This window comes from Kiloniella majae (assembly GCF_002118315.1).
GTDB lineage: Bacteria > Pseudomonadota > Alphaproteobacteria > Kiloniellales > Kiloniellaceae > Kiloniella > Kiloniella majae.
Window position 1 is genome coordinate 43701 of record NZ_MTSZ01000011.1, and the last position, 15075, is coordinate 58775.

Here is a 15075-nt window from a genome sequence, read left to right on the forward strand (position 1 = left end):
GCTCTGTTTCCTAGAATAACCTTAGAGAGCCAGAAGAAACGCACCATACATATTTTCAGAATTTAAGTGCAAAAAACGTCAGACAGATGCTGATCTTAATCACAACATCTGTCACATTTGAGAACAACGCCTAATCCGTACTGCCGATTTTTGCCCTTATAATAAACCTGGCCATTGCCCGCGCCGAACAAGCGCGGCTTGAATAAGAAGCCACATAGGTACTTAGGTCAGGACAAGATCTTAGTTCATAGTCGCTTCGGAGCGCACAAACCACCATCTTACCTTCGGTCATTTGAACAAGTTTTTCTAAGCGTTCTTTTTGAAAATCAACATCATAGTCCATACCAGGCAGCGGATAATCTTCGGTAACACCAATCACAACATCACCCTCACCAAAGCATCGCCTGCCAGCAAGGTACTCCTGCAGATCTTCCTCGGATAAAATTTCGATATCTGATGAAGAGTTTTTGAACTCTTGGCAAAGGACATCAAAAGCCGCCTGAGGGTCATTAGGCCCAATACCACGCGTGTTAATGACCATTTGATGAGCATCAGATCCACTAAGGCCAATCAGTTTTACTTTCCCATTAAGAGGAAGAAGGTTGCTACGGTCTCGAACAATGCGGATAGCTTTTTCCGCAGCAAGATCGGCAAGCTCTCTATGCTTTTGACCTGAAATATCATTCCTGTCCGTTTTGCAAAGTTCCGTATTCATTGCCAACTGAATCCGCAGACAAAAAATTCTCTCCAAAGCATCTTCAACGATGTCGAGGTTCAGATCACCTTCTTCAACAGCCTTAACCACACCATCAATGGTTGCCATCTGCTTCGCGACATAGTTCGCTTCATCATGTTCATAATGTTCTTCAGACAACATAATAATGTCGCAGCCAGCTTTCAGGGCAAGAATAGCAGATTCAGCTGGATCATAATTTTTCCGCATCCCCCACATGTTCATACTGTCCGTCACAATAACGCCTTGGAATCCCATTTTATCGCGCAATAAATCATGCATGATCTTCGGTGAAAGCGTTGCCGGAAAATCCGGATCAATTTGTGGGAAATTAATGTGAGAGGTCATGATCATAGGCAATCCAGCATCAATTGCCGCTTGAAAAGGAACCAGATCCTGATCCAGCAAATACGCCAGACTTCTATCCACAGTTGGCAATAAGCGATGGCTATCTTCACTGGTATCGCCATGACCGGGAAAGTGCTTACCACAACACACAATATGGTTCTGCAACGCGCCATCTACAGCCGCCTTCACATGTCGAGCAACCCTATCACGATCCTCGCCGAACGATCGCGGTCCAATAATCGGATTATCGGGATTGCTGTTGATATCCGCACAGGGAGACAAAATAACATTGTAACCACACGCCATCATTTCGCGTGCATAAATGCCATAAATTTCGTGCGTTAAAGACACATCATCTGCAGCCCCCAAAGCAAGATTTCCCGGTCCCGTGGTGGTTTCTGAAACGGCAACGCCCCATGCCCCTTCTTGGTCCACACCAAAGATCAGCGGCAGATCCAGTATTGTCGAGCTTGTCTCATCTTGAAGAGTTTGTGTCAGGTTTCTAGCTTCAGATACAGTCTCGGCATTATCCTGGGAAATATAGAACCCGGATATATAACGCTCCCGAACAAGTTTTCTGGCATAGGTGAGATCTTTGCCCCCAAAAGCCAACATAAAGAGCTGGCCAACCTTTTGTTCTAACGTAAGCTTCGCTATTAACCCGCGCGCATCCGCACGTGCATTATCCAATACACCCATCGTTTTTTGCCTTCTCGTTTTACGGCCTGAATAAGTTAAGTGCGCAATATGATCTGCCAATAAGACATGCAGAACTTTGCCTTAGCTACTCTCCTGATCAAGCAGCCCGTTTTGCGCCGGTGATAAGCCCCACAAGATCATCCGGCGTTATATCTTCGATCAACACATTTGCCGCAGCACGCCCGTGACGCAAAACTACGGCACGGTGGCAGACCTCCATAACATGTTGAATATTATGGCTGATCAGAAGCACCGAGATACCTTGTGAACTAATCAACTTGATTAGGTTATTCACCTGTGCCGCCTGCTCCACACCCAGCGCAGCTGTGGGTTCATCCATAATCACAATGTCTGCCCCCCAATTCACCGCACGGGCAATGGACACCGCCTGACGCTGCCCCCCTGACAGATTTTTAATTTCTTCCCTAAAGGACGGAATACGGGAATTAAGCCGTTTCAGAGCAATTTCACTTTGTCGACTCATTTCCTTATGATCCAACCATCCAAAGAACCTGAGAATAGGATTGGACGAAAGAATCTCACGATTCAAAAACAAATTCTTTGAAACATCAAAGTTCGGGATAACAGCCAAATCCTGAAATACAGTCTCAATCCCTTGATCCCGGGCATCCTGCGGAGACTTAATCTCCACTTCCTGTCCATTAATCAGAATCTCACCGTCATCCTGTGGATGCACACCAGAAATGCAGCGAACCAACGTTGATTTACCGGCCCCGTTATCTCCCAAAAGCCCGACGACTTCGCCTTTCAGAATTGAGAAGCTAACGCCCTTTAGCGCTTGTACACCACCAAAAGACTTATGAATTTCTCGCACCTCCAGTGCGGTATCCGGCACATGATATTCAGCGGTCATCTTCTGTCCTCCTTAACACCAATGGCAACAGCAACGATGAGAATAAGGCCCCTTGCAATGATCTGTTCGTTTGTCGAGAACCCCCACAGGATAAGACCATTGTTAATAACCCCCATGAGCCAGGAACCAACGACGGCCCCGGCAACAGAGGCACGTCCGCCAAAAAGGCTTGTGCCGCCAATCGCCACGGCAGCAATAACTGTCAAAAGATCAGCTTCCCCAAGACTATATCTTGCCCCATGTAATCGCCCGGCATAAAGCATTCCCGCCATTGCAGCAGCCCCACCAGCAATCACCATTGCTGTGATTTTTACCTTCACAACATTAATACCTAGGGCACGGGATGCCGTTGGGTTACCGCCTACAGCCAGCAAGTGGCTGCCAAATCTGGTTTTAGAGAGAAACACCCACCCCAGAATCAATGCCAGCAAGGTCCAAATGAACATTACGGACACGGACCCAAAGCTTCCTGAGCCAAAGATATATGTAAAGCTATCGTTCGTGATCGGAATGGATTCAAGGTTAGTGATCACCCGGGCAATACCTGAAATCACCCCCATTGACCCGAGAGTAATAAGCAACGAGGACACTTTGAGCCATTCGGTCAGGACACCGTTAATTAACCCTACAAGCAAACCTGAGCTCAAACCTGCAAGAACCGCCACTGGCCAGGGAACAATATCCACCAGCAAGCCACAGACAAGCGCAGACAAGGCGACCACAGATCCAACGGAAAGATCAATATGACCCACCGCCAAAGCAAATGTCATCCCCACGGCCATAACTGTGATCGGGGTTGTCTGACGAATGATGTTCATAAAGTTTGGCGTTGATAAAAATGCCGTTTCAGACAGAACGACCGCAAAAAAAGCAATCACAAGTATCAACGCGTAATAAACAAAATACTCACGATTAAGAATTTTATGAAACACCTGAGATCGCGTTTCAGACAAGAAAGTCATATCAATACCTTAGTTAAGGCCTCGTGTATCAGAGGAGTAAAGAGAAAGCCTTAAAGGGCAATTCTTTGTAACCTGATTTTTGTCTTCCAATGAATTATATCGAAAAGACCAGAAAGACAAAAAGAGAGGAATGGATGACAATAGCATCACCCATTCCCCAGAGGATAAGTGATATTTTGGAGAGAAGTGGTTCTGCAGCTACTGCAGAGCTTCACTCAGCTTTTTCGGGATAGGCCTGCGTAAAGATTTCTCCCAGGTCACAGCCACATTATCTTTGGTAACCTTATCATAACCAACCACAGAGAATGCCGGAGATTCTTTATCCAAGAGCCCATAGACACCAAGCATTGCCATGGCTTGACCGATTTCATAAGGTCTGTCGGCAACCGTTCCGTACATGTTACCCTGCTTGATCATATCCAGTGCATTGTTTTGCCCGAGATCATGCGTGATAACCTTCACATTACGACGCCCCTGTGCACGCAATGCTTCAATTACGCCTTCGGCGGCGACATCCCAGGCAACATAAATCCCTTTGAGGTCCGGGTTCTGCAGAACCATTGCAGAAGCAAGTTCAAAAGTCTGCCCTTCTTCCGTAAAGCCTTTTTCTGAAGAAATTTCTATATCAGCATGGTTTTCTTGAATGGCCGTGCGAAAGGCATTATCGCGATTATTAGTGATGAAATAGCTAGCGTCATGATAGATGAAGCCAATCTTGCCTGTCCCGCCAACTGCATCGCTCATCATTTCTGCAGCTGCAACACCCATACCGTACATATCATCGGTCACAATGCCCGTATACTCGCTATTAGGTTTATAACCTGCAATGGGATTGGATAGCAGAACAAGCTCAGTCCCTTTATCAACAGCAGGCTTGAACGCTGCCCCGCCACTGACCGGATCAACAACCAGCGTCAGAATAATATCAGGGTTCAGTGCCAAAACATTTTCCACATCACTGGCCTGTCGTGCCGAATCAAACTGTGCATCCGTTGTTGCAACAACTTCAATGCCCAGCTCCTCAAACTTTGTCTTGGCCCCTTCTGTCACCGCATTAACCCAATCACCCGAGGCATGCCAAACAAGTGCGGCTTTGTAGTTTTTGCTTTTGACCGCAGCGGCCTCATCCGAATTAAGGGTGATATTACCAGCAGGTTGAGCCGCATTACCATTTGGGCCTTCAGGTGATTTGCTTAAATCAATTCTTTCAAGCGGTCCGGCCTGTGCCACTGAAATACCAACGGCAATCCCAGCCGCAAGCAACGAAATTCTGGATAGAGTTTTTAGTTTTTTCACACCAAGCACGTTCAGTCTCCCATTTGTTATTTATTTGTTTCATTTAAGAGTATTAAAAATTTTATATTTGTCAAATATTTTGACAAATCATTTTTATTTAAATAATTTCAATTAGTTAATTATTTAAATTTGCTATTTTCGTTTTACCAAGTAGATTAAAACAAACAAATTACAAATCCAAATTACAACTAAGGCATTTAGCTTCATGCCCCCAAAAGGGACCAATTTAGAGCAAACAAAAGCGCACAATCTGCGTCTGGTTTTAAGTGAGATACTTTCCGGCGATGAAATATCACGTGCAGATATTGCCAAGCGCACAGGCCTGACGCGCCAAACAATCTCTAACTTGGTAGAAAAACTCCTAGAAGCAAATTTTGTTACCGAGGGTAACTACAAGAAGGGTGGCGCCGGAAAACCCTCGCGCATACTCCAGATATCATCCACCGCAGCCTTTAGTATTGGCATTCGGATTGAGATAAACAAAATTGCCATAAGCCTCGTCGATCTATCCGGAAATCTGATTCATTCAGAACATATCAACGCAACATACTCCACAGATGAAGATGTTATTCGCCTGATTGAACCGCTGTGTCTTGATGTCCTCAGAGAAACAAACACAGATATCAGACGCGTGTTAGGCATCGGGATTATCATGGCTGAAAACGATGACAGGAATCATCGCCATGCCGTTGGTGATATCGTGACAGATCCGAAAAACATAGCGGAACTTCTCTACCAAGAACTAGACATACCTACCTTTCTTGAAACCGCCGCAGCAGCTGCTGCTTTGGCAGAATTTCTACAAGGAAGTGCCCGAAGTTTCAGAAATTTCATCTACCTCTTCATCGGTCCCGATTTATCTGCAGGTTTGATGGTCGATGGTAAAATCTATGGCGGTAGATCAGCCCGCGCAGGATCTATAGGACACCTGGTTGTAAATATAAACGGCCCCATTTGCAGCTGTGGGAATCCCGGATGCCTAAATGGGTACATATCATTGGAATCATTAACGAATTACCTACAGAAGCAAGACAAAATACCACGTGTCCCCTATGATGTCTTCGCTAATATCCCCTCAAACGACCCGAAGATCATATCTTGGCTTGAACAACAAGCCGAATATTTCAGGGTCGGCATAAACTCACTCGAAAATCTATATGATCCCGAAACCATTATTCTGGGCGGCGACTGCCCTGATTGGTTCCTCGAAGCGGTTATACGACTATCCAGACCTTTTATGCGCTCAATCAGTGAGAGAGGTGAGCGCGATCTGCCGCGTGTGATCAAATCACCCCATGCAGATCAGATGGTTCAAAAAGGAGCTGCAACCCTGCCAATACATGCCGCACTTGGCGAAGAAAATGCAGCCTACAAATCTCAAGCACAGTTTGGCGTTTCCTATCAACGGCTTTCAGAATTGTTAGGACATTACATCAACGAAAAGTAATCTCTAAGCGTCTTTTCTACCAAAATGCGCCCCAGAAACTGAGAAAGATCAGAATTCACACTTAATTCTGTCTCTCGGTATTCTTTTCCTTTTGTTTCAGCGAAATCCTTTCTATAGGCTAGGTTTAAGTGATTAATGTGAATCGGTAAAAGGTACGATGTCATCAAACGGGAACTTTACTCCCCCCAAAACTGTTGTTCTCGTTGGTTTAATGGGCGCAGGAAAAACATGTATAGGTAAAAAGCTGGCGCAAGCTTTGAGATTACCTTTTGTAGATGCTGATGTCGAAATAGAAAAGGCCGCTGGCTGTACAATTTCAGAAATCTTCGAAGAACACGGTGAAGTTTATTTCCGTGACAGAGAACGTTTGGTTATTCAACGCCTGCTGGAAGGACCTGTTCAGATCCTGTCAACGGGTGGTGGTGCCTTCATGGACGAACTTACTCGGAATACTATAACGGAAAAGGGTATCTCACTCTGGCTCAGAGCAGATCTTGATATTCTTGTCGAGCGGACATCCCGCCGCAACCACCGACCTCTTCTTCGAAATGGTAATCATCGCGAGATACTGTCCCGACTAATCGAAGAACGGTATCCCATTTATGAACAAGCAGATATCATTACCGAATCAGAAGAAGGTTCCGCAGATCTGACGACACGTAATGCACTGCAAGGACTTCACGATTTTTGCCAAGCTTCATAACTGTAAATACACGATATGCCAGCAACAAAACCTATACGAAGATAGAAGAGAATGACAAAAGAAACCTATGAACGGCTGACACTTGACTTAGAAGAACGCAGTTACGACATCCTCGTCGGCGAAAATTTAGTCTCCAATGCTGGCTCACATGTGCGCCCATTCATAAAGCAAAAACGAACTTTCATCATTACAGATGAAAACGTGGCCCGACACCATCTCCCTACTCTGGAACAAGCCCTTAAAGCAGAAGGCATAGAAAACCACACTCTGGTTTTACCTTTTGGTGAACAAACCAAAAGCTTTGCTCAACTGGACCGCGTGATCGACTTTCTGCTTGAACACAATATTGATCGAAAATCCACGCTCATAGCCTTTGGCGGCGGTGTCATCGGTGACTTGGCTGGCTTTGCTGCTGCTGTCGTAATGCGCGGTATTGATTTTATACAGATCCCGACTACCCTTTTATCTCAGGTTGATAGTTCTGTCGGCGGTAAGACAGGCATCAATACCGCCCGTGGTAAAAATCTGGTCGGAAGTTTTCATCAACCCAAACTCGTTCTTGCTGACACAGGCCTGTTAGAAACCTTACCGAACAGAGAGCTTCTTGCTGGTTATGCAGAAGTTGTAAAGTACGGACTGATCAACGATCCCGAGTTTTATGAATGGTTAGAAGACAAGGCACAGAAGGTTATTGCCGGGGACATATCCGCCCGCACACATGCCGTATTGGTTTCCTGTGCTGCAAAAGCCAAAATTGTTGCCCAGGATGAAAAAGAGTCCGGAGCACGAGGTCTCCTCAATTTGGGGCATACTTTTGGTCACGCTCTTGAAGCGGAAGCAGGCTATAATGGGTCCCTGCTTCACGGAGAAGCCATCTCTATTGGAATGGTTATGGCACACGACTTATCAGCCGAACTAGGCTTGTGTTCAGAACAGGATGCCAAAACCGTTCGCGCACATTTTGAAAATATCGGCCTTCCAACATCGACAGATTATGTGTCCTCTAATGCCTTGGGCGGAAAAAAGCTTGAAGTTTCCCGCCTGATGGATCACATGAGCAGAGATAAAAAAGTAAGTAACGGACGCCTGACCTTTGTTATGACAAAAGGTATTGGTCAGGCTTATCTGGATAACGCGGTAGACATGGCAGTGGTTTCTGACTTTATGAAACGCTTCATTGCCTAGGTGATCGTACCGACTTATTCACAACCCCTGAAAGGGCCATGGAAACAGAGTTAATTCTCGCTATTAGTGCCATTGTGGTACTACTCGCCATCTCCGCCTTCTTTTCCGGCGCAGAGACCTCAATGACCGCGTCTTCAAAGCCACGCATGCATACACTTGAGCAAAGCGGAGATAAAAAAGCACAGATTGTAAACAAGCTTTGGTCCGCAAAAGAGCATCTAATCGGCTCTATCTTGCTAGGTAACAATCTGGTCAACATCTTGGCTTCGGCGCTAGCAACATCAGTCTTCCTTAAGCTGTTCGGAGAGACCGGCGTTATCTATGCGACCTTGACCATGACAGCGCTTGTCCTTGTTTTTGCCGAGGTTCTTCCCAAAACCTACGCCCTGAGACATTCTGACAAAGCTGCATTGGCATCTGCACCAATCCTGCGCCCAATCGTCTTTATATTTGGTCCAATTGCACTGACAGTTGAAAGTATCGTTAAAGTTATCTTGGCAATTTTCACGCGCTCAGATACCGCAAATGAAATGACCGAATTTGCCGAAGAAGAGTTGCGTGGAGCTATTGACCTTCACGAAGGTGAAGGCGAAGAGGTTCGTCATGAACGCGAGATGCTCAAATCCATTCTGGATCTTGATGACGTTGAAGTCGATGAAATCATGACCCATAGACAGGATGTGAATTCCAGCGACATTGATCAATCACCTGCCCAGGTTATTGAAGACGTCCTGTCCAGCTCATATACCAGAATTCCCTTGTGGCAAGATAAACCCGATAACATCGTTGGCGTTTTACATGCAAAAGCACTTCTACGGGCCATTCGTGCCCACGATGGAGAGCTTGATCGGGAAACATTGATTTCCATAGCAAGTAAACCCTGGTTTATCCCTGAATCAACAAGCCTTCTGGCACAGCTTCACGCTTTTCGTGATCGTCATGCTCACTTTGCCATCGTGGTTGATGAGTATGGCGAGATGCAAGGGATTGTAACGCTCGAAGACATTTTGGAAGAAATTGTTGGCGATATTACTGACGAACACGACATTGATATCGAAGGTGTTCAGACCGTTACAGAGAATGAATTTATCATCAATGGAACGGTCACTATCAGGGATTTAAATCGACAGTTTGAATGGCGACTTCCCGATGATGAAGCTGCAACACTGGCTGGACTTATTTTACACGAAGCCCGTCAAATCCCGAAAGTAGGGCAGGCCTTTGTTTTCCACGGCATGAGGTTCGAAATTCTGGAACGCAAGCGTCATCAAATTACATCAATACGGGTGTCCCCAATACCGGAATAAACAAATAAAACTCCATAGCAAAAGAGGTCTGTACACATGCCCCTATCCCTGGCAGCAAAACGAAAGCATCTGCATCAGCGACGTTATGACTTTCAGGGGTTTGAGCGTGAAGATAACCTATGGGATATCGAAGGGCGCATCACAGATGTAAAATCCTATCCCTTCGACAATCAATTCAGAGGAACGATTGAAGCTGGCGAAGCCTTGCATGATATGTGGATCCGCCTGACAGTTGATATCAACTTTATTGTCCAGGACATAGAGGCCTCTATTGATGACAGTCCCTATGCAATCTGTCCGTCAATAACTCCAAACTTCAAAAAAATCATTGGATTAAAAGTCGGTCCGGGATGGCGGGCTGCCATTCGCCGGGCTGTTGGTGGAACCGAGGGTTGCACACATCTTGTCGAAATGCTGGGGGCAATGGCAACAGTTACCTTTCAAACGCTTTATCCCGCAATGATTAAGCATCAGGCAAAAATAAAAGAAAAAACTATGGACGAAGGACAACCGAAAAAGCGCCCAGGTATTATTGATACTTGTCACGCCTATAGCTCTGACGGAGAGATCGTGCGCCACGAATGGCCCGATTTCTATACCGGTACCCCCTAGATCACCGCAAGGAAACCAAGATTAAGGAAACCAAATTTATTTATTTTTCGATATTGTAGGATATTGTGATGCTGGTATTGGTTTCCAGCCTCTTTTTTCCTGAGCCGCAGTTCTGAAATAAGAGAGCGTAAAAACTCTGATCGCAGCGGTTAAACTAGACTGAACCCGCCGCCCCTCAACAAGATTACAAACTTCGTTCAACGCAAGCCCCTCGCGTTCACAAATCTCGTTGAGCCCTCGCCACATCATAGGTTCCAGTCGTAAAGATGTACGTCGCCCGCGCACCGTTACATTCTTCAAAACTAATCCATTTTCTCCGGCCAGTCGTTTCATCTCCTTTTGGAGATCTCGTCGACTTTGCGAAAGAAATGACACATTATCATTTTCTTTCACCATTCAGAAAACATCCTTACCCGCAGAACTTATTTCTGCAGAAGTGTTGGCCTTAATTTGTAAAGCGTGAATTGTCGATGCAAGCTCTTCTTTTAACAACTCATGAACCATTCGCTGTCTGTTAACCCGATTAACACCCGCAAACTTTTCAGAAACAACTTCAACCGAAAAGTGGCTTTCCCCGCCTTCGCGATATCCTGCATGGCCAATATGATGATGCGAATCATCTGTTACCACAAGATGAGAAGGCGATAATCCTTCCCGCAATCGCGCGTCAATTGTTTCTGCCATTCCCATGGTACTGCACCCTATTACCCATAGATATCAACTTGATAATGACGGTATAGTACCTATCAATACACCACATTTTCAATGTAATTTAGAAAATTACCCTTAAAATGACGTTAATTCACGGTAATTTCACGCCGATATTTTTCAGTATCCACAAAAAACAAGATCATTCCTATCCATTAATCTGCCTACAGAATGTAAGCATACAAAGCCTTTGGCCTCAATTATTCCATTCGGCTGGTACTTGTATCAGGACCTAATAAGCACCATAATTCGGGTATGAAAAAATCAGTGCACGATGCTTCATTACAAACACCATGGGATCCGGCAGAAATGAAAAACTGCTGCGATGCCGAAGGTTGTGAAAATGCCGGTGAGTATCGGGCGCCTAAATCAAGGGTAAAGTTAAACAGTTACTATTGGTTTTGTCTTGATCACGTTCGGGAATACAACACAGCCTGGAACTATTGCAAAGATATGGATGTCACTGACGTAGATCGACTACGTCGTCAAGATGCCGTATGGGGAAAACCAACCTGGCCATTAAACGGGGCTGGAAAAGAAAACTACGCAAAAAAGCTGGATGACCTCGGCAAAGCCTGGCGATCGTTTGCCGGATATGATGACAAACAGTCCGAACAAACCCGAAAATTTATGCCCGAAGAAGAGCGACAAGCTCTTCGTATATTGGGACTCGACACAATAGAATCCTTGAAACAGATCAAAAAACGCTATCTGGCACTGGCAAAAGAACTTCATCCAGACACCAATGGTGGCGCAAAAGGAGCAGAAGACCGGCTCAAAAAGGTCAATCAGGCCTATAGCCTTCTAAAAAACAGCATTTTTATAAAAGAAACACTTCAAGAAACCGATCTGACGTCCTAGTGTAACGTCCGAGAAATAATAACACCCTAACAGCAGTATGGATGCGACGATGTCCTCTAAAGTAATTGGCCATGGCGAAATGATCATGGGCGGCCCAGATACAACAGTTTCAGCGCGCGAAGCTTTTGGTATAGATAGCGATATGCAGGTACCTGCATTCAGTACACGTAACGAATACGTTCCAGTAGAAGATCCAACTTATCAGTTTGATCATGACACGACACTGGCGTTGCTCGCCGGTTTTGCCTTTAATCGTCGCGTGATGATTCAAGGCTATCACGGAACGGGTAAATCAACCCATATTGAACAGGTGGCATCCCGCCTGAACTGGCCTTGTATTCGCGTTAATCTGGATAGCCACATCAGTCGTATTGATCTTGTTGGTAAGGACGCCATCGTCCTGAAAGAAGGCAAACAGGTTACCGAATTCCGCGAAGGTTTAATGCCTTGGGCCTTACAACGTCCCGTTGCCTTGGTTTTTGATGAGTATGATGCAGGTCGTCCTGACGTTATGTTTGTCATTCAGCGTATTCTTGAGGTCGAGGGACGCCTGACCCTTCTTGACCAAAATCGTGTAATCACGCCTCATTCATCCTTCAGACTGTTTTCAACAGCCAATACCGTTGGTTTGGGTGACACCACAGGCCTTTACCATGGAACGCAACAGCTCAACCAGGGACAGATGGACAGATGGAACATTGTTTCCACACTGAACTATCTTCCGCATAAAGATGAAATGAATATCGTTCTGGCCAAACACCCTGAGTATGACACCGAAGAAGATCGCGATCTCATCGCAAATATGGTTTCTTTGGCTGATCTAACCCGGAGTGGATTTATTAACGGTGATATTTCAACGCTTATGAGCCCACGTACTGTTCTCTCATGGGCCGAGAATGCCAAAATCTTTGATAACATTGATTTTGCTTTCCGTCTCACCTTCTTGAACAAGTGTGATGAAATGGAACGACCACTCGTGGCTGAATACTTCCAAAGATGCTTTGGGCGCGAGTTAGTAGATGGCAGTGAAAAATCTTCGTCATAAGCGACGAAGACCAAGACGGTAAGTAGCAGGTATGAGTAAAGCTGAAACGCCTTTAGAACAATTTAAACGCGCGACATCATCCACAGTCAAAGCTATGGCAAAGAAAAGCGAACTCAGTGTCGTTTTCTCGGCGAATGGTCGTGGCTTGAACGGTGATGAACTCAGGCTCCCCATACCTGCGAAAGATTTACCAGTGGAGGATGTGCAGCGTATTCGCGGGCGGGCAGATTCAACATCGCTTCGCCTGCGCTATCACGATACAAAAACACATCAGAAGTTAAAACCGTCTGACAGCCAAGCCGCTGCTATCTTTGATTCAGTTGAACAGGCAAGATGTGAAGCCCTTGGCATGTCCCGTATGGAAGGCGTTGCTCAAAACCTTGAAGCCCTTCACGAAGATACCCTCGATCAGTTGGGATACGGAAATGCTGTTACCTCAGATGATATTCCGTTGAACGAGGCTATGGCTGTTTTAGCCCGCGAAGCCCTTACCGGACGACGCCTAGAGAAAACATCTGCCAAAATTGCTGAGATCTGGCGCCCCAACCTCAGTCAGGAAATTTTCGAGACTCTGGATGGCCTAGGCGAGCATATCACAGACCAGGCACAGTTTGCGCGTGCTTTACAGAATTTACTCGGCCAATTGGACTTTGATGTCGAGGACAGCGAAGAATCTGAAACAGAAGAACAGGAAGATCAAGATCAGTTGGATGATACATCCGAAGATCAGGATCAACAGCAGACTTCAGAACAATCTGCGCCAATGGAAGCTGAAAGCAGCGATCAGGGCGATGCCGAAGGGGCACCTGATGACGGCGGTGAAAGTGACGGGCAACAGATGGACGGCCAAGGTCAGGAATCTGCGGGTTCACCTGATCAGCAGCCAGAGTTCGATCCTAACCACAACTTTTCTGCTGTCCACGGCTATACATCTTTCACAACCCAGTTTGACGAAATTATCGAAGCACAGGATCTGTGTGAAGATGAAGAATTGTCACGGTTAAGAGAACTTCTGGATAAACAGCTCTCTCATTTGCAGGGCGTCATATCCAAACTGGCAAACCGTCTACAGCGACGTTTAATGGCTCAGCAAACGCGGAACTGGGAATTTAATCTGGAAGAAGGCTTGCTTGATACAGCGCGTCTGACCCGCGTTGTGACAAACCCCTTACACTCACTCAGCTTCAAACAGGAAAGCGATACCGAGTTCAAAGATACGGTTGTAACGCTCTTGATTGATAATTCCGGCTCTATGCGCGGACGTCCGATTACAATTGCAGCCATGAGCGCAGATATACTTGCCAGAACTCTGGAACGTTGCGGAGTTAAAGTCGAAATATTGGGCTTTACCACAAAAATGTGGAAAGGTGGACAGTCCCGTGAACGCTGGATTGAACAAGGAAAGCCTGGAAGTCCTGGGCGCTTGAACGATCTTCGACATATCATCTATAAGAAGGCTGATGCCCCGATGCGTCGAGCCAGAAAAAATCTTGGCTTGATGCTGCGTGAAGGTATTTTGAAAGAAAACATTGATGGGGAAGCCTTGCTGTGGGCCCATAATCGTTTGCTCGCCAGAACAGAACACAGACGTATTCTCATGGTCATTTCTGACGGTGCCCCCGTTGACGATTCAACGCTGTCCGTAAACAGCGGCAGTTATCTGGAAGATCATTTACGCGAAGCCATTGACCTCATCGAAAAACGCTCCCCTGTTGAACTCCTCGCCATTGGTATTGGCCACGATGTTACCCGTTACTACAAACGTGCTGTCACGATTAGTGACGCTGAACAACTCGGTGGTATCATGATGGAAAAACTGGCAGAATTGTTTGCTGAAAGTCCAAGAGGAAACGACAACCCTTTGGAAAACATGAAACGCTAAGCCTTTCATCACTCGCACAGATTAGTTTCTTTAACCCCGCAGCTTACATCAAGCTTGTGGGGTTATTTTTTTAAGAATCATTCGCAAACACACTTGACACTTATCAATCACAGAACTATTAGTTGCGAATGATTTTCAGTATCGGTTTTAATGATAGTGCCTGACAACTTAAAAAATACGCAAGACTCCATGGATGATGCGAGCAATCGCTCTGGTCAAATGCCACGGGTTTCAGCAGAAACTTTGATGCAAAATACCAGAGAAATTGTCATTGAATACCAAGGTAGCGATTACCGTCTTCGCATTACCTCTAACAACAAACTGATACTTACAAAATAATCTCGTCTCTCGGGTGCAAAGAGAGATCGCCAGCCAGCTCGCCACCTTGTCCAAATGACAAACAAAGCCAGCCA

The 15075-nt window shown here is 45.8% G+C and carries 15 protein-coding genes; 9 read left to right on the plus strand and 6 right to left on the minus strand.

Features of this window, described 5'->3' with window-relative positions; genetic code table 11:
- Nucleotides 1–130: 130 nt before the first annotated feature.
- From BKB51_RS19720 to BKB51_RS19735, 4 genes are all read right to left on the minus strand, one after another.
- Entirely contained in the window at nt 131–1780 is a 1650-nt protein-coding gene (locus tag BKB51_RS19720) for a glycoside hydrolase family 3 protein (protein ID WP_085902839.1), read from the minus strand.
- A 97-nt stretch (nt 1781–1877) separates the two neighbouring features.
- A complete protein-coding gene (locus BKB51_RS19725) occupies nt 1878–2654 on the minus strand; it encodes an ATP-binding cassette domain-containing protein (RefSeq protein WP_085902840.1) in 777 nt (258 codons plus the stop codon).
- Entirely contained in the window at nt 2651–3616 is a 966-nt protein-coding gene (locus BKB51_RS19730; RefSeq protein ID WP_085902841.1) for an ABC transporter permease, read from the minus strand. Before BKB51_RS19730 ends, BKB51_RS19725 begins: the two co-directional genes overlap by 4 nt.
- Nucleotides 3617–3814: 198 nt before the next feature.
- Entirely contained in the window at nt 3815–4921 is a 1107-nt protein-coding gene (locus tag BKB51_RS19735) for a substrate-binding domain-containing protein (RefSeq protein ID WP_218044100.1), read from the minus strand.
- A 196-nt stretch (nt 4922–5117) separates the two neighbouring features.
- Here BKB51_RS19735 and BKB51_RS19740 point away from each other — a divergent pair, with 196 nt between their 5' ends.
- The 5 genes from BKB51_RS19740 (at nt 5118) to BKB51_RS19760 (ending at nt 10166) form a co-directional block, all read left to right on the plus strand.
- Nucleotides 5118–6359, plus strand: a complete 1242-nt coding sequence (locus BKB51_RS19740; protein ID WP_085902842.1) for an ROK family transcriptional regulator — start codon at nt 5118–5120, stop codon at nt 6357–6359.
- Between the two features lie 157 nt (nt 6360–6516).
- On the plus strand, nt 6517–7062 hold the full coding sequence (locus tag BKB51_RS19745) for a shikimate kinase (RefSeq protein ID WP_085902843.1): 546 nt from the start codon (nt 6517–6519) through the stop codon (nt 7060–7062).
- A gap of 51 nt (nt 7063–7113) precedes the next feature.
- Complete coding sequence (aroB, locus tag BKB51_RS19750; protein WP_085902844.1) at nt 7114–8247, plus strand: 3-dehydroquinate synthase; 1134 nt, start codon at nt 7114–7116, stop codon at nt 8245–8247.
- 38 nt (nt 8248–8285) lie between these two features.
- Nucleotides 8286–9554 carry an HlyC/CorC family transporter gene (locus BKB51_RS19755; RefSeq protein ID WP_085902845.1) on the plus strand — a complete coding sequence of 423 codons (1269 nt, stop codon included), beginning with the start codon at nt 8286–8288 and terminating at the stop codon, nt 9552–9554.
- Nucleotides 9555–9590: 36 nt separating this feature from the next.
- On the plus strand, nt 9591–10166 hold the full coding sequence (locus BKB51_RS19760) for a DUF2889 domain-containing protein (RefSeq protein ID WP_085902846.1): 576 nt from the start codon (nt 9591–9593) through the stop codon (nt 10164–10166).
- Nucleotides 10167–10202: 36 nt separating this feature from the next.
- Here the strand turns inward: BKB51_RS19760 and BKB51_RS19765 are convergent, their stop codons facing one another.
- Complete coding sequence (locus BKB51_RS19765) at nt 10203–10562, minus strand: ribbon-helix-helix domain-containing protein (protein ID WP_198946815.1); 360 nt, start codon at nt 10560–10562, stop codon at nt 10203–10205.
- Nucleotides 10563–10856 carry a BolA family protein gene (locus BKB51_RS19770; protein WP_085902847.1) on the minus strand — a complete coding sequence of 98 codons (294 nt, stop codon included), beginning with the start codon at nt 10854–10856 and terminating at the stop codon, nt 10563–10565.
- A 273-nt stretch (nt 10857–11129) separates the two neighbouring features.
- On the opposite strand from BKB51_RS19770, the gene BKB51_RS19775 reads away from it, so the two are divergent.
- The 4 genes from BKB51_RS19775 (at nt 11130) to hemP (ending at nt 15001) form a co-directional block, all read left to right on the plus strand.
- Nucleotides 11130–11735 carry a J domain-containing protein gene (locus BKB51_RS19775; RefSeq protein WP_085902848.1) on the plus strand — a complete coding sequence of 202 codons (606 nt, stop codon included), beginning with the start codon at nt 11130–11132 and terminating at the stop codon, nt 11733–11735.
- 49 nt (nt 11736–11784) lie between these two features.
- Entirely contained in the window at nt 11785–12780 is a 996-nt protein-coding gene (cobS, locus tag BKB51_RS19780; RefSeq protein ID WP_085902849.1) for a cobaltochelatase subunit CobS, read from the plus strand.
- A 31-nt stretch (nt 12781–12811) separates the two neighbouring features.
- Complete coding sequence (gene cobT, locus BKB51_RS19785; protein WP_085902850.1) at nt 12812–14662, plus strand: cobaltochelatase subunit CobT; 1851 nt, start codon at nt 12812–12814, stop codon at nt 14660–14662.
- A gap of 156 nt (nt 14663–14818) precedes the next feature.
- Complete coding sequence (gene hemP, locus BKB51_RS19790) at nt 14819–15001, plus strand: hemin uptake protein HemP (RefSeq protein WP_245629507.1); 183 nt, start codon at nt 14819–14821, stop codon at nt 14999–15001.
- The last annotated feature ends 74 nt before the right edge of the window (nt 15002–15075 follow it).